We start from the raw sequence: 15844 nt of genomic DNA, 5'->3' as shown, positions 1-15844 counted from the left end.
CAGCATGCCGGGTTACTGGTCTGAAGAAAAGGCTCAGAGCCGGTCGAAAACATACGGATCAGACGAATACCGAACGGCATTCGGGGCGGGATTGAACGCGGCGCACGCCGTGCTACTCTTTTTTCAACGCTGACCGCGGTCGGCGGGAGGCAGGCATGAAGCGATATGCGGTGCTCGCACAGACGATTGCCGACGCGATCCGGCGCGGCGACCTCGGAGCCGGCGCGCGCATCCCTACCGTGCGGGCGGCATGCCGCGCGTACCGTGTAAGTCCTTCCACCGTGTTTCGCGCGTACTACACGCTCGAAAGCGAGGGGCTGATCACTGCGCGCGCGCGTTCCGGTTATTTCGTCGCGGACGTCGAAGACAAGCGCGTACGCGCGCCCCATGACATCCCCCGCAAACCGCTCGCGCCGGAAACGGGCGACGACGACGCGCTGTTCCAGCTGCTCGACTCGCTCAAGCGCGACGACATCGTGCCGCTCGGCTCCGCGTTCGCGAGCTATTCGCTGTTTCCGATGAGCAGCCTGTGGCGGTATGCGGCGACGGCGGCCCGCAACATGGATCGCACGAAGCTGCTGGCCGGGCTGCCGCCCGGCCACGAAGCGCTGCGCCGCCAGATCGCGCTGCGCTACCTGAACGCGGGCGGCGCAATGCCGATGGACGAGATCGTCATCACGACCGGCGCAGCCGAAGCGCTGACGCTCAGCCTGCAGGCGCTCACGCGCCCCGGCGACATCGTCGCGATCGAACGTCCGGCGTTCCCCGCGGTGCTGCAGGCCGTGCAGCGGCTGCACCTGAAGACGATCGAAATCCCGGTCGACCCGCGCACCGGCCTCGATCTCGACGCGCTCGCCGATGCGCTCGACACGCATCCGGTGCGCGCGTGCTGGTTCATGACGTCGTTCCACAACCCGACCGGCGTGACGCTGCCCGACGAGCGCAAGCGCGCGCTGATCGATCTGCTCGCATCGCACCAGGTGCCGCTGATCGAGGACGACGTGTACGGGGAACTGCATTTCGGCCCGATACCGACGCGCCCGGCGAAGCTGTACGACGACAACGGGCTCGTGCTCCACTGCGGCTCGTTCTCGAAGTGCCTCGCGCCGGGTTTCCGGGTCGGCTGGGTCGCGGCCGGCCGCTATGTGCGGCAGATCCGGCAGGTGAAGGACGCGAGCGCGCCGGCGGCCGACGTACCCGCGCAGATGGCCGTGTCCCACTACCTGCGCAGCGGCGCATACGACCGCTTCCTGCGCAGGCTGCGGCGCAACCTGGCCGCGCACCAGGCGCAGATGCTGGCCGCCGTGCGCGCGTACTTCCCGCCCGACACGGAGGTGTACACGCCGCGCGGCGGGTATTTCATGTGGCTCGAACTGCCGCCGCACGTGGATGCGATGCAGCTGTTCGGCGAAGCGATGGAGAACGGCGTGAGCCTCGCGCCCGGACCGATCTTTTCCGTGACGGGCGCCTTTCGCCGTTATGTCCGGCTGAATTACGGCCGGCCGTGGACCCCTGCCGTCGAGGACGCGATGCAGACCATCGGCACGCTCGCGGGACGGCAACGACAGACGAGGTAGCAACACCATGCGAGTCCTGCCGAACCTGAAAGTCCGCACGCGCGACACGCTGCGCGGCACTCTGTCCCTGCGAGCCGAACCGCGCGGCGCCGTCAGCCAGCGATGCCGGCAGTGCGGCTTCATGGCGTTCCGCGCGCGCGAGCAGTGCCCCGTCTGCGGACTGGGCGGCTGGCCGTTCGCGCCGCTGGGCGACGCACGCTACGATACGCAGCCCGCCCCCGCGATGCATGCGGTACACCCGGTGCAGCCCGCGCCGACCTGGTCGTCGCGCGTCGCCGCCGCGGTGCGCAGCGCGGCGCAGCGGCGGCCGCGTGCATCCAGCGCGCCGCTGCTGAGCGTCCTGACCCTCGTGCTGATGGTCAGCGGTTACGTGACGTACGACCGGATGTGCCGGTCCGATCCGGTCTGTCGCGGCCAGGGTGCGCCTGACGCGGCGACGATCAACGCGAGCACGCGTCCCGCGGATGCAGCGCCGACGGTGCCGACGGTTCCGGCGACGCCCGCACCCGTGTTTGCATTGCGTCCGGACGACGGGCCGCGGACAACCGCCGACGCGCCGACGCTCGCGGCCGCCGCGCCGCCCGACGCCGTTGCCGGCCCCCCAGCACGTGCAACCGCACACGCGACTGCACACAAGTCCGGACGCGCAGCGACGACGCTCGCCCGGCACGCGCCGCCGGCTCGCGGGCCGGACAGCGCGCGTGGCGGCGGCATTCGCGTCGCCGACTGGAAGGGCGGCGTTCCGGCGCGACGCGCCCATGCGGTTCGCCGCGTGAGCGTGCATGTGCGCCACGCGCGACGCGCCGCGGCGACCGACGCGCAACTGGCCGACCTCTACCGCGGGCATTGAAACCGCGGCGTGCCGATTCAATTTTCTAAACCGGCCCTCACGAAATCGGGCTTGCATCGCGACGGACGAATCACGTTCAATGGGTGGCCCACCACCGAACGGAGTCCGTCGATGAATGCACTGCAACTCGTGACCCTCGCCGCGATCTGGGGCGCGTCCTTTCTGTTCATGCGCATGGGCGCGCCGGAATTCGGCGCGATCCCGCTGATCGCGCTGCGCGTCGCGATCGCGGCCGTGCTGCTGTCGCCGGTGCTGCGCGGCACGCACGCGCGGCATGAATTCCGCACCCATGCACTGCCGCTGTTCGTCGTCGGTGTGTTCAACTCGGCGCTGCCGTTCTGCCTGCTGACCTATGCGGCCCTTTACGTGTCGGCCGGCACCGATTCGATCCTGAACGCGACGACGCCGCTCTGGACCGCGCTCGTCGCGTATCTGTGGCTGCGCATGCCGCTGACCCGGCCGCAGACGATCGGCCTCGCAGTGGGGTTCGCCGGTGTCGTCGTGCTCGCCGGTGCGGCGATCGGCGCCGGCACGCCGGGCGCGCCGCGCGCGATCGCGGCCGCGATGCTCGCGACGCTGTCGTACGGCTTCGCCGCGCATTACTCGAAGCGCAAGCTGGCGAGCGTGCGGCCGTTCGTGTCCGCGTTCGGCAGCCAGCTGTTCGCGGCGCTCGTGCTCGTGCCGCTGGCGGCCCCGCTGTGGCCGCAGCAACCGGTTCACGCGTCCGCGTGGGTCGCCGTGATCCTGCTCGGCGCGATCTGCACGGCCGTCGCGTACCTGCTGTATTTCGGCTTGATCCGCAATGCCGGCGCGCAATACGCGGCGTCGGTCACGTTCCTGATCCCGATCTTCGGCGTGGTGTGGGGGGCGATGTTCCTGCACGAGGCGATCACCGTGCAGACGATCATCGGGTGCGCGATCATCCTGCTCGGCACGGCGCTCGCGACCGGCAAGCTGAACGGGTTCACGGCCGCTGCCGTGCGCGGGTCACGCCAGTAGGTCGCGCGGGCCGTCGTCGCCACCGCCGATCTCGCGGGCGAGCCAGTCGCGGAACGCCGCGATCTTCCACTCGTGCCGCCGCGCGTCGCTGCAGACGACGTAATACGACAGCTCGGTCGGCCACGGGCGCGCGAGCACGCGCACCAGCCGCCCGGCCGCGACTTCGTCGCGTGCATAGATGTCGCGCACGAGCGCGATGCCCTGCCCGGCCACCGCGGCCTTGATCAGCAGCGCATCCTCGCTGAAGCTCGCGCCGCGCGGTGCACGTGCATCCTCGATACCCTGCGCGCGCAGCCATAGCACCCAGTCGGCGCGGTCCGCGTCCTGCAGCAGCGGATACGACAGGCAGTCGGCCGGCGTGTCGACCGGGCGAGCCGGATCCAATAGCTGCGGGCTGCAGACCGGCCACAGCTCGGGCGTCCAGATGCGAAACGATGCGTGCCCCGGATATTGGCCGAGCCCGTGCCGGATCGCGACGTCGACGTAGTCGCGCCGCAGGTCGACCAGTTGCGCACGCGTCTCGACGGTGATTTCGATTTCAGGGTATTGGGCGTTGAACGAGCCGAGACGCTGCACGAGCCACGTGTTCGCGAACGACGCGGTGGTCGTCACCGCGAGACGCACGATGCGCCGGTGCGCGCCGTGCACGTTCGCCCAGGCCGCTTCGATCTCGTTGAACCCGCCGGCGAGCTGGTCGAACAGTGCGCGGCCGGTGCCGGTCAGTTCGAGCTCGCGGCCGGTGCGCTCGAACAGCCGCACGGCGAGCCGGTCCTCCAGATTGCGGACATGCTGGCTGACCGCGCCCGGCGAAATGCACAGCAGATCGGCCGCCTGCTTCATGCTGCCGCAGCGCGCCACTTCGACGAACGTGTGCAACGCGGCGAGAGGGAGTGCCTTGGCCATCCTTGAATCGCCGCCGGACGGCGGCACAGGGTCGGGAACGGGCGATGATTATCGCAGCAATCGCGGGCCGCAGCGATCGGGATTCGCCTGCTCGAGCGGCGCCGGCCCCCAAAAGAAAAACGGGCGGCGCCGTTTCCGGTGCCGCCCGCCGCGGGTCGCTCCCCTGCGTGCCGTTCGCGCGTCAGGCCGCGAGCAGACCGTGCGGATCGATCACGAATTTACGCGGCGCGCCGCCGTCGAACTTCTTGTAGCCTTCCGGCGCCTGGTCGAGCGAGATCACTTCGACGTTGACGATCTTCGCGATCGGCAGACGGTCGAACAGGATCGCTTGCATCAGGTTGCGGTTGTACTTCAGCACCGGCGTCTGGCCCGTGAAGAACGAGTGCGACTTCGCCCAGCCGAGGCCGAAGCGGATGCTCAGGCTGCCGTGCTGCGCGGCCTTGTCCTTCGCGCCCGGATCGTCCGTCACGTACAGGCCCGGGATGCCGATCGCGCCAGCCGGGCGCGTGATTTCCATCAGCGAGTTCAATACCGTCGCGGGCGCTTCTTCCGAATGGCCCGACGAGCCGTGGCCGTGCGCCTCGAAGCCGACGCAGTCGACCGCGCAGTCGATCTCCGGCACGCCGAGGATCTGTTCGATCTGCTCGCCGAGCGTCGCGTCCTTCGACAGGTCGACCGTTTCGAAGCCCATCGCACGTGCGTGCGCGAGGCGTTCCGCGTTCATGTCGCCGACGATCGTCACCGCCGCGCCGAGCAGGCGCGCCGAAGCGGCCGCCGCCATCCCGACCGGGCCCGCGCCCGCGATATAGACCGTCGAGCCGGGCTTCACGCCTGCGGTCACCGCGCCGTGATAACCGGTCGGCAAAATGTCGGACAGGCAGGTCAGGTCGCGGATCTTCGCCATCGCCTGATCGCGATCCGGGAATTTCAGCAGGTTGAAGTCCGCGTACGGCACGAGCACGTATTCGGCCTGGCCGCCGATCCAGCCGCCCATGTCGACGTAGCCGTACGCGCCGCCGGCGCGCGACGGGTTCACGTTCAGGCAGACGCCCGTATGCGTGTCCTTGCACATTGCGCAGCGGCCGCATGCGACGTTGAACGGCACCGAGACCAGATCGCCGATCTTCAGCGTCTCGACGTCGGGGCCGGCCTCGACCACTTCGCCGGTGATCTCGTGACCGAGCACGAGGCCGATCGGCGCGGTCGTGCGGCCGCGCACCATGTGCTGGTCGGACCCGCAGATGTTCGTGCTGACGACTTTCAGGATCACGCCGTGGCCGATCGCGCGGCCGGTCGGATCGACCATCTTCGGATAATCGATCTTCTGAACTTCGACCTTGCCCGGCCCAAGATAGACGACACCTCGATTGCTGCTCATCGTATTGTCTCCATGTCTCGTTGGATGGCGTCGCGATGCGTCGGCGGATGCGGACACGCACGCAACGTGCTGTTCGAGAGTAGTCCCGGAGGCGGGGGCGCCGATGTCTCAAACCCGACATGCGTTTGAACGGCGCCGACATCGATGGCGGAAACGCGAAAGTCGGGGCGGGAAGCGGCCGAAACGCGGGTGGGCGACGGGCCGGAATGCGCGGGCGCCGGCCGGGCCGGGGGCGCGATCCGATGCGACGAGGTCGGGCGGGCGCGCGGTCGGGCGGTCGGGCTGTCGGGCTGTCGGGCTGTCGGGCTGTCGGGCTGTCGGGCTGTCGGGCTGTCGGGCAGTCGGACAGTCGGACAGACGAATAGCGCCGTCGAATAGCGCCCTCGAGCGCCGGTCGAGCATGCCGGTCCGGCGCCCCGCCCGGTCCGCGTATTACCCGCCCCGATTCTCGCGGATGATCGCCGCGGCGGCCGCTTCCGCGTCGCTCGCGACGCCGTCGTGCACGCGCGTGCTGACGGCCGGCGTCGGCGGCTCGCTATCGAGCGCGTGGCCGTCGCGGTTGCGCGTATCGACCGTCGCACGCATCGACAAGCCGACGCGCAGCGGATGCGCGGCCAGATCGCGGGGATCGATCGCGATCACGACCGGCACGCGCTGCACGACCTTGATCCAGTTGCCGGCCGCGTTCTGCGACGGCAACATCGAGAACGCGCTGCCGGTGCCGGCCGAGAAGCCCTGCACGCGGCCGCGATAGACGACGCGCGACCCGTACAGGTCCGACACGACGTCGACCGGCTGGCCGACGCGCATGTGGCGAATCTGCCCTTCCTTGAAGTTCGCCTCGATCCACAGCCGGTTCAACTGCACGATCGACATCAGCGGCACGCCCGGGCCGACCTGCTGGCCGACCTGCACCGAACGCTGGCCGATCGTGCCGTCGACCGGCGCGACGATCGTCGTGCGCTTCAGGTTCCGGTACGCGAGCCTGAACTGCGCGGCCGCCTGCACGACGGCCGGGCTTTCGTCGACGGGCAACCTGGTGCCGAGCGCACGCGCGGCTTCGAGCTGCGCCTGCGCGGCCGCGAGGTTGGCCTGTGCGCCGGCGACGGCCGCGCGGGCCCGTGCGAGCTCCTCCGGCGCGACGATCTCGACCGACGCCCCCGAACGCGCGGCAAGCGCGCGCTGTGCGAGCGACAGGTCGGCCTGGCGTGCATTCACGGCTTCCACGTACATCGTGTTCGAGATCTTCGCGTTCGCGACCTGCCGCACGGCCTGCACGAGTTGCGCCTTCGCCTGGGCGAACGCGACGGACGCTTCCGTATCGTCGAGCTTCACGAGCGTCTGCCCCGCGCGCACGGCCTGCGTATCGGCGACCAGCACGTCGGTCACGGCGCCCGGAACCTGCGCGGCGACCTGCACGATGCTGCCGGCGACGTACGCGTCGTCGGTGTCCTCGTAATAGCGGTCATGGAACAGCCAGAACGCGATCCAGACGAGCGCGGCCAGCAGCACGACCGCGAAGAACACCGTGAAGCGCCTGCGGCGCGTCGCGCGGCGCGCATCGAGTGGCGGGTCGGTCAGTGCGGCCGGCTGCGCGGCGGTATGGAGATTGTCGTGGTGCATCAGTCGCTTTGCGTAACGATCAGTCGATCATGCTGAAACAGCGGAATCGCGGGCCCACGCGGGACGGCGACGACGGCGGGAGCCGCACTGCGCGCGCTCGTGCCGACGCCCGCGCCCGCGGTGTCGGCTCCCGTGCTGCGCGGCACGGCGAGCGCCGCCGAACGGTCGGCCGCTACGGCGCGTGCCGCGGCGCCGTTATCCGACGCAGCCGCGCGGCGCGCTTCCGTGGCGGCGTCCGTCGCGTTGCGGGCGGCGGCATTCGCCGTCGCGCCGCGCTTCGCCCGCACGTTTTGCGCGCTGCGCGCGGCCGGAGCGGCGGCCGCGGCAGTCGTTGCGCCCGCATCGAATCCGCCGCCCAGCGCGCCGATCAACCCGACGCGCAGCGTGCGCTGCTTGCCGAGCAACGCGATCATCTGCGCGCGCTCGTCGATCAGCGTCAGATCCGCGACGTCGACGTCCTTCTGCATCAGCACGCCGCGCCGATGGCGGTCGGCCGCGATCTGCACGATCTTCTGCGCGGCGGCAACGGCGTCCTGCTGCTGCGCGACGAGCGTCTGCGCGGTCTGTAGCGACGTGACGATCTGAGCGACCTGCCCGAGCGCGTCGTCGACGGTCTTGTTGTACAGCCCGATCGCGACGTCGGCCTGCGCGACGTCCGCGCCGAGCTTCGCCTTCAGCCGGCCGCGATCGAATATCGGCAGCGAGATCGCCGGACCGACCGACCCCGCGAGCGAGTCGCGCGAGAACAGCGACGCGGGCGTCAGCGCGAACACGCCGCCGAGCGCGACGAGGTTCACGTCCGGATAGAACTGCGCGCGCGTCGAATCGGCATTCGCGAACGCGGCTTCGACACGCAGCCGCGCGGCGACGATATCGGGCCGGCGGCCGAGCAGGTCTGCCGGCAGCCGCGCAGGCAGCGCACCGCCGGGGAACGCGCCGACACGCGGCCGCTGCAGCGCGAGACCGCGCTCGGGCCCGCGGCCGGACAGCACGCCGAGCTGCAGTTGCGCGAGCTTGATCTGCTCGTCGTTCAGCGCGATCTGCCCGAGCAGGCGGCTGCGCTTGATCGACGCATCGCTCGCGTCGTATGCGTTGTCGAGGCCGCGCGCGGTACGTTCGCGCAGCACCGCCGTCACGCGCTGGCTGATCTTCAGTTTCTGCTGCAGCAGGTCGCGCGCCGCGTACGCCTGGTCGAGCTGGCAATACACGGTGACGATCGCGACCGCGAGCGTGAGCCGCACCTGCTCGGCCTCGACGGCCGCCGCATCGCGCAGCGACATCAGGCTCTTCGTCGCCGCGCGGTTCTTGCCCCACAGGTCGAGCTGATAGTTCAGTCCGACGAACACCGACGACGGCGACACGACCGGATCGCCGAAGATCTCGACCGGCACGCGATAGCCGCCGGCCGTGACGTCCGCGATGTCGCCCGGCTTCGGCATCCGCGCGCGGCTGACCGTCGCGCCGGCGGTGCCGGTCAGTCCTGTCAGCGAATCGAACTGCTGAAGCTGCGCCTGTGCGATCCGCAGCCGCGCCTGCGCAACCTGCAGATCCGGATTGTTCTGCGACGCCTGAGCGACGAGTTCGTCGAGCTGCGGGTCCTGCAGTTGCCTGACCCAGTCGGGCGCGGGCCACGCGCCGTCCGCGCCGGGCCCGGCGGTCTGCGCGAGCGCGTCGCCGGCCGGTGCACGCAGCGACAGCGACGGCAAAAAGCCCGACGGTACGCAGCCGCCGAGCGGCAACAGCGCTGCCGCTGCGATGATGGTCAACCCGCTCTGCGCTGCACGCGCCGCCTTTCCGATGCGTTTCATCGCGCCGCTCATCCCTGCCGGACGCGCTGCGCGCGTGCAGCGAGCCGCGGCCGCGTGCGCTCGAGCGGACCGAGCCGCCCGAACAGGCCGTCCGCGATGCCGAACAGGATGCCGGCGAGCTTGTCGCGCTTGTCGCGCTCGACGAGCGCGATCTGCACGACCTGCCACACGGTCAGAAGGTTCGGCACGATCGCCACCGGAAAACGCAGCCCGTACTGGATCCCGAGCTGCACCGCATTGCGTGCGCTGTAATAGCGCCGTTGCCACGAGTGATTCATCGACGTCATTTCGAAAGGGCCGAACGCGTGACGCTGCTTCGCGCCGATCCGGTGCGGCAGCACCAGCGACGGCACGACATAGAGCGGCACGTTGCGCGCGAGCGCGCGGAAGCTGTACTCGGTGTCGACGTGATCGATGAACAGCGTCTCGTCGAAGCGGCCGAGCACGTCGAACGCGGCACGCGACACGACGCAGCCCGACGAGATCAGGAACGCGCAGCGCTGCAGCGGCGCATCGGGCGCGAAGCGCAGCCGGCGCAACCCGATCCCGTTCGTCGCGAGCTCCGGCAGGAAGCTTCGCGCGTTCTCGTCGAAGATGCGCGGGCCCGCGAGGAACGCGCGCGCCGCGAGCGTCGCGCACACGCCGCGCATCGTCGCGAAGTAACCGGCCGGCACCGACGAGTCCTGATCGAACAGCGCGACGGCATCGACGCTGCCGCCGAACAGTGCGGCAAGCCCGGCGTTGTACGCGCCCGCGATCCCGCCGCGATTGCCGTGATGCAGCAGCGCGATGCCGTCGCGCGCGCACAGCGCGCGCGCACGCGCATCGGGTTGCGGCGTGTTGTCGACGACGAGCAGCGCGTCGCACGCGTGCCGCCACGCGCCGAGGGCGGCTAGCTGCGCGTCGGTCGGGTGATACAGGATCACGAGTGCGCCGAGTGTCGTCATGCCGCTCTCCTCAATGTCCGAACGAAGCCGCCGCGCCGCGCTTCGGCCGCGTCAGCCACATCATCGCGGCGAGCACGACGCAGGTCATGCTCGCCATCCAGAACATGTCGGCCGTCGCCATCATGTATGCCTGCTGCATCACGACCTGGTGCAGCGTCGACAGCTCGCGCACGCCGTCGACGCCCATCGCGTTCAGCGTGTTCACGAAGCGCTGCGTGTTGGCCGAAGCGTGCGTGACCGATTGCGACACCACGTCGTAGTGATAGCTCGCGCGGTTGTCCCACAGCGTCACGCTCATCGCGGTGCCGAATGCGGCCGACAGCGTGCGCAGGAAGTTCGACAGGCTCGACGCGGCCGCGAGCCGATCGTCCGGAATGCGCGACAGCGTCGCGGCCGTCAGCGGGATGAAGAAGCACGGCAGCCCGATGCCCTGGATCAGCCCGGGCGCGGCGATCTGCAGGAACGTCATCTTCAACGTGAAATGCGCGTCCCACGCGAGCACGGCCGCGAACACGACGAAGCCGAACGTCGCGAGCACGCGCGCATCGAAGCGGTGCGCGTGCAGGCCGACGAGGATCGAGAACACGAGTGCGAGCACGCCGAGCGACGCGGTGGCGAGCCCCGCATGGAACGCGTTGTAGCCCATCACCGCCTGCATCCACAGCGGAAACACGACGCCCACCACCGAGAAGCTCATCATCCCGAGCGAGATGATCAGCACGCAGAACGAGAACGTGCGGTCGCGAAACAGGCTCAGGTCGACGACTGGATGCGCTTCGCCGGCCTCCCAGATCAGCAGCGACACGATCGCGAGCGCCGCGATCACCGCGAGCGCGACGATCAGCGGCGAATCGAACCAGCCCTTGTCGTGGCCGAGATCGAGCATCGCCTGCAGCGAGCCGACGCCGATCACGAGCAGCACGATGCCCGGCACGTCGATCGGGCCGGCTGCGCCGCGCTGCGCGTCGGGACGCAGCATTGCGGTGCACACCGCGAACGAGAACAGCCCGATCGGCAGATTGATCAGGAAGATCCACGGCCACGAGAAGCTGTCGACGATCCAGCCGCCGACCACCGGCCCGAAGATCGGCGCGAGCAGCACCGTCATCGCCCACAGCGCGAGCGCGACGGTGCGCTTGTCGGGCGGAAACGTGCGCAGCAGGATCGTCTGCGACAGCGGCACCATCGGCCCCGAGCACAGCCCCTGCAGCGCACGGCAGACGACCAGCACGTGCAGGTCGCGCGCGAGCCCGCACAGCAGCGACGTCAGCGTAAACAGCAGCACCGCGCCGACGAACAGCCGCAGCTCGCCGACACGTCGCGCGAGCCAGCCGGTCAGCGGCACCGCGATCGCGGCCGCGACCGAGTACGAGCTGATCACCCACGTGCCCTGGCTGTTCGACACGCCGAGGCTGCCGGAGATCGCCGGCACCGCGACGTTCGTCACGGTCGAGTCGAGCACTTCGATGAAAGTCGCAAGCGACAGCGCGAACGTCAGCAGCGCAAGCCGCGCGCCGCGCACGGGGCGCGCGGCGGCCGATACCGATTCGCCCGCATTCGGGGCGGCGTCTGCGTGCTGAAGCGGCGATGCCGTGCTCATGCGCCCGCCATCGCGACAGCGCCCGATGCAGGCACGCGGCCACGCGTCGGCGCGAAGCGCTCGATGAAATCGGCGGCCGTCTCGCAGCCGTCCGGAGCAGCCTGGATCAGCGCACGCGCGCGCTCGGCATACACCGCGAATTCGGGTTCGCCGAGCACGCGCTCGAGCGCCGCGCCCATACGCGCGCCGTCGACGGGACCGTCGACGCGCACACCGCAACCGCTCGCCACGACGCGCTGCGCATTGTCGAACTGATCGTGCGCGAACGGCGTCACGACTTGCGGAATGCCCGCTTCGAACGCGAGCGCCGCAGTGCCGATCCCGCCGTGATGCACGAGCGCGCGGCAGCGCGGCAACAGCGTGCGCAGCGGCACGAAGCGGCGCACCAGCAACCGGTCGTCGCCCGGCGCCGCATCGTGCGGGCTCAACAGGATGCCGCGTGCGCCGGTGGCACGCACCGCATGCGCGACCGCGCGCGCATACGCGGCGTGATCGACCAGCGTCGAGCCAGCCGTGAATACGACGGGCGCCTCGCCGGCCACCAGAAACGCATCGAGCGCGCGATCGTCGCCGGGCGTCGCGACATCGTTGAACAACGGGAAACCGCTCTGCAGACAATGCGCGGGCCAGTCGCGCTGCGCCGGTGCGTACCAGTCGGGAAACAGGCACAGCACGCCGTCGGTCGAATGCAGCCAGCGGCCGAGCACGCGCCGCGCGGGCGCAAGCCCGAGTTCGCCGCGCACCGCATCGAGCGCCGGCCCGCACACGCGATCGAGCACCTGCCGCTCGATCAGCGTCATCAATGCCGCCTTCACCGGCAGCGGCCAGCGCGCGGGAATCGTCAGGCGCGGATGCGTCGGCGGCACGTGCGCGGACAGCAGCGTCGACGGCGACACCTGCACCGACACGTACGGCGTGCCGTGCAGCTCCTGCATGAAGCGCGCGGAGAACGCCCACAGCGTGCCGACCAGCACGGTGTCGCGGTCGGTCAGCGCGCGCAGCATGTCGTAATGCGGGCGCAGCACCGGCGCGATCACCCGCCACAGCGTGCGGAACGACGTGCGCGGATCCCACAGCGCCGGGTTCGCCATCGCGGCATCGTACTCGGCCGCGGTGCCGACCGGCACGAACGCGAAGCCGCAGCGGCGCACGATCGCGTCGAACGGCGGATGCGTGCAGAACACGACTTCGTGGCCGCGCGTCGCGAGCACGCGCGCGACGCCGAGCAGCGGATGCACGTCGCCCGCCGAGCCGATCGCAGTCACGATCACCTTCGCCATCGCACGCCTCGCCGGAATCAGTAGAAGCCGGGGATCAGCGCCGCGACCTCGCGGCGGTACTGCGCATACGCCGGCCCGAAATAGCCGGTGAGCCAGCTCTCCTCGACGCGCACCTTGTACGCAAGCGACGCGAACACGAGCGCGACGCCGAGCGCGCCGCGCCATTCGCCGCCGATCAGCGCGGCGCCGACGAGCGCGATCAGGCAGCCGGTGTAGATCGGATGACGCACGAGGCCGTACGGGCCGGTGCGCACGAGTTCGTGGTTTTCCTTCAGCGTGACGGACACGCTCCAGTTCGTGCCGAGATGCAGCCGCGCCCACACCGAGAACAGCAGCCCGGCGACGAGCACCGCGACCCCGCATTGCGCCTGCAGGCCGAAGCGGTGCCAGTCGGGCACGAGCGCCTGCCACGACGGATCGGGCAGGATGATCAGCGCGCCGCCGACGATCAGCGGAATCGACTGCAGCGTGCGCGAGCGCGACGCCTCCTTGCGCACGGTCGTCTTCACGGCCTGCGACGTCGCGATCCAGTAAGCGAGCCACGCGGCCCACGGAACGACGATGGCGATGGTCTGAACGATATTCACGGCGAGCCTGCCTCGTATGGATGAGAATTCGGATGCGCCCGGTGGGCCCGGTGCGCGGCGTGCTGAATTACGACGGCATTACGACGACAGCGCCGGCATCGGCGAAGGCACGCACGCGTGCGCGGCGCCGAGCGCGATGCCGGCGGCAGCGGGCGGCGCGTCGCAGAAGAAGTCGAGCAGCGCAGCGCGCGTGGTGTCGCGCTGCGCGCGGCCTTCGATGTCGAGGAAATGGCCGGCGTCGGGAATCGTCGCGAAGCGCGCACGCGGCACGTGCGCGGCGAGCTGGCGAACGTCGGCCGGCGTCGTGTATTCGTCGCGCTCGCCGTTCAGGAACAGCAGCTCGCAGCCGATGTTTGCGAACTCGCTCAGGTAACGCTCGGGCTGCAGCGACAGGATCTGGTCGACGTGGAACGCGACCTGGTCCTGCTCGTCGCGCGGCAGGCGCGTCAGATAGCGGTAGTTGTACAGCTTCATGATGCGCGGCAGATAGCGGCCGACCGTATCGTTCAGCAGCTGCGCGGCCTTCAGGTTCTCGCCGGCCGCGATGTGGTCGCGGGCGCGCGTCACGTAGTCGATCATCGCGTCGTTCAGGAACGGCGAAAACGAGCAGATCGCCGCGCGCCGCACGCTCGGGCAGCCGCGCGCGAGCGCGAACAGCGACGCGACGCCGCCCCACGACACCGACACGAGAAACGCCGGCGCGAAGCGCTCGACCAGGTATTGCAGGATCGCGGCCTCGTCGTCCTTGGTCAGGATGAAGCAGCCGGGGTTGTGCTGGCGCGACTGCCCCGCATACGGCAGGTCGAAGCAGATCGTGTTCATCCGCTCGCCCAGATACTGGACGGTCTGCCCGAACGATGCGGTCGTCGCGAGCGCGCCGTTCACGAGCATCGCCGTGTCGAACGACGGATCGAACACGTTCCGTTCGACGTAGACCTTCAGACCATTCGGCAGCGGGACCACGTGTTTTTCGGTCGGCATCGTCGTTCTCCGGTGGATGCGGCGTCTCGGCGTCGCGGCATGCTGCAGGTGCGCAATGGCTGGCGCCGGCCGCGTCGCGGCCATGGGCCGCCCCGTCGCCGACGCACCGCGGCAAATTCGCGCGGCGCCGATTCATTCCTCGTAGTGCGGCGCCATACTAATACGGGCAATATTACTGACTCAAGTCATCCCAACGATCCCCTCTACTCCATCGGGAAATACGCCCGGTTCAAATTTTTCCAGCATTTTTTATGGTATGCGGAATCGGGTTGCGGCGGACGGCAATCGTTTTCGCATCGCCCACTAAACGGCGGATATCAATGCATATCCTCTTTAAATTCAATGATGTATGGAAATTCCATCGCCCGATTCAAACGGATTTCCAGAAATTACCGGCGACATCCGCTGGCATTCGAATCGTGCGATTTTCCAAAATGTCACATAGCTCGACATTCTTTCGACGTGTAATGAATCGGATTGGGAAACTGTTACGACCATTGCGTCATTCCGGCTTGAATCGTTTTAAACAAACTTGAAATTATTTAACCACCTTTCAATCCGTTTTTCCGCTCCGCACAATCGGTGCGGCAACCCGTTTCTGTCTGCCGACGCATGCCTACACCGTCCGACCCCGCTTTTTTGTTGATTGAACGTTCAATAAAAAACCGCTAAGCTCACGACTTCCAGCCACCTGCCCGTCCGGGCTAAGGGAGTCGCGATGCCGAAAGTCGGAATGCGGGAGATTCGCCGCGCACAGTTGATCGACGCGACGCTGCGCTCGATCGACGAGGCCGGCCTGCCCGGCACGACGCTCGCGTCGGTCGCGCAGCGCGCGAACATCTCGACGGGCATCGTCAGCCACTACTTCGGCGACAAGGACGGCCTGCTCGAGGCGACGATGCGCCACGTACTGCGCGATCTGTGGACGGCCACCACGCAACGCCGCGTGGCCGCGCGCAAGGATCCGCGTTCGCGGCTGCGCGCGATCGTGGCCGCGAACTTCGACGACACGCAGGTCAGCGCGCCAGTGATGAAGACGTGGCTCGCGTTCTGGTCGCAGAGCATGCACGACGCGATGCTCAAGCGGCTGCAGCACGTCAACACGCGGCGCCTCCATTCGAACCTGTGCGCCGAATTCGCGAAGGCGCTGCCGCGCGCGAAGGCACGCGAGGCCGCCAGCGGCCTTGCCGCGCTGATCGACGGCCTGTGGCTGCGCGGTGCACTCGCCGGCGGCCCGATCGACACCCGGGCTGCACTGAAGCTCGCCAACGATTACATCGACCTGCTGCTCGCGTCCGACTGACGCGTCAC

13 protein-coding genes are annotated in these 15844 nt (G+C 69.1%); 4 read left to right on the top strand and 9 right to left on the bottom strand.

The genetic code is table 11. The annotated features are described in order from the left end of the window. The first annotated feature begins 155 nt into the window (after positions 1-155). From Q3A80_RS14055 to Q3A80_RS14045, 3 genes are all read left to right on the top strand, one after another. Positions 156-1577 carry an aminotransferase-like domain-containing protein gene (locus Q3A80_RS14055; RefSeq protein ID WP_446329581.1) on the top strand — a complete coding sequence of 474 codons (1422 nt, stop codon included), beginning with the start codon at positions 156-158 and terminating at the stop codon, positions 1575-1577. A gap of 7 nt (positions 1578-1584) precedes the next feature. Further along, positions 1585-2427, top strand: a complete 843-nt coding sequence (locus Q3A80_RS14050; RefSeq protein WP_446329580.1) for an ATP-dependent serine protease — start codon at positions 1585-1587, stop codon at positions 2425-2427. A 111-nt stretch (positions 2428-2538) separates the two neighbouring features. After that, the gene (locus tag Q3A80_RS14045) at positions 2539-3426 is read left to right on the top strand and encodes a DMT family transporter (RefSeq protein ID WP_446329579.1); all 888 of its coding nucleotides are present in this window, start codon (positions 2539-2541) and stop codon (positions 3424-3426) included. Here Q3A80_RS14045 and Q3A80_RS14040 read toward each other — a convergent pair. From Q3A80_RS14040 to Q3A80_RS14000, 9 genes are all read right to left on the bottom strand, one after another. Beyond that, positions 3415-4329 carry a LysR substrate-binding domain-containing protein gene (locus Q3A80_RS14040; RefSeq protein WP_446329578.1) on the bottom strand — a complete coding sequence of 305 codons (915 nt, stop codon included), beginning with the start codon at positions 4327-4329 and terminating at the stop codon, positions 3415-3417. The genes Q3A80_RS14045 and Q3A80_RS14040 overlap by 12 nt on opposite strands. 181 nt (positions 4330-4510) lie before the next feature. Next, positions 4511-5707 carry a formaldehyde dehydrogenase, glutathione-independent gene (gene fdhA / locus Q3A80_RS14035; protein ID WP_446329577.1) on the bottom strand — a complete coding sequence of 399 codons (1197 nt, stop codon included), beginning with the start codon at positions 5705-5707 and terminating at the stop codon, positions 4511-4513. A 432-nt stretch (positions 5708-6139) separates the two neighbouring features. Beyond that, positions 6140-7330: an HlyD family secretion protein gene (locus tag Q3A80_RS14030; RefSeq protein WP_446329576.1), complete on the bottom strand. Its 1191-nt coding sequence runs from the start codon at positions 7328-7330 to the stop codon at positions 6140-6142. Further along, positions 7330-9138, bottom strand: coding sequence for an efflux transporter outer membrane subunit (locus tag Q3A80_RS14025; RefSeq protein WP_446329575.1), 1809 nt, complete (start codon positions 9136-9138; stop codon positions 7330-7332). The genes Q3A80_RS14030 and Q3A80_RS14025 overlap by 1 nt, the downstream gene beginning before the upstream one ends. Before the next feature lie 8 nt (positions 9139-9146). Further along, on the bottom strand, positions 9147-10085 hold the full coding sequence (locus Q3A80_RS14020) for a glycosyltransferase family 2 protein (RefSeq protein WP_446329574.1): 939 nt from the start codon (positions 10083-10085) through the stop codon (positions 9147-9149). A 10-nt stretch (positions 10086-10095) separates the two neighbouring features. After that, positions 10096-11685 (bottom strand): DHA2 family efflux MFS transporter permease subunit, encoded by a 1590-nt coding sequence (locus Q3A80_RS14015; protein WP_446329573.1) that lies wholly within the window; start codon positions 11683-11685, stop codon positions 10096-10098. Beyond that, the gene (locus tag Q3A80_RS14010) at positions 11682-12965 is read right to left on the bottom strand and encodes a glycosyltransferase (protein ID WP_446329572.1); all 1284 of its coding nucleotides are present in this window, start codon (positions 12963-12965) and stop codon (positions 11682-11684) included. The genes Q3A80_RS14015 and Q3A80_RS14010 overlap by 4 nt, the downstream gene beginning before the upstream one ends. Before the next feature lie 17 nt (positions 12966-12982). Continuing rightward, positions 12983-13552 (bottom strand): methyltransferase family protein, encoded by a 570-nt coding sequence (locus tag Q3A80_RS14005; RefSeq protein ID WP_446329571.1) that lies wholly within the window; start codon positions 13550-13552, stop codon positions 12983-12985. A gap of 78 nt (positions 13553-13630) precedes the next feature. Next, positions 13631-14533 (bottom strand): alpha/beta fold hydrolase, encoded by a 903-nt coding sequence (locus Q3A80_RS14000; protein ID WP_446329570.1) that lies wholly within the window; start codon positions 14531-14533, stop codon positions 13631-13633. 718 nt (positions 14534-15251) lie between these two features. Here Q3A80_RS14000 and betI point away from each other — a divergent pair. Further along, entirely contained in the window at positions 15252-15836 is a 585-nt protein-coding gene (gene betI, locus Q3A80_RS13995; RefSeq protein WP_446329569.1) for a transcriptional regulator BetI, read from the top strand. Positions 15837-15844 lie beyond the last annotated feature (8 nt).

It is taken from the genome of Burkholderia sp. SR8, assembly GCF_052851275.1.
Note: the sequence above shows the minus strand (reverse complement) of the source record. Positions and strands in the feature narration are given on the sequence as shown.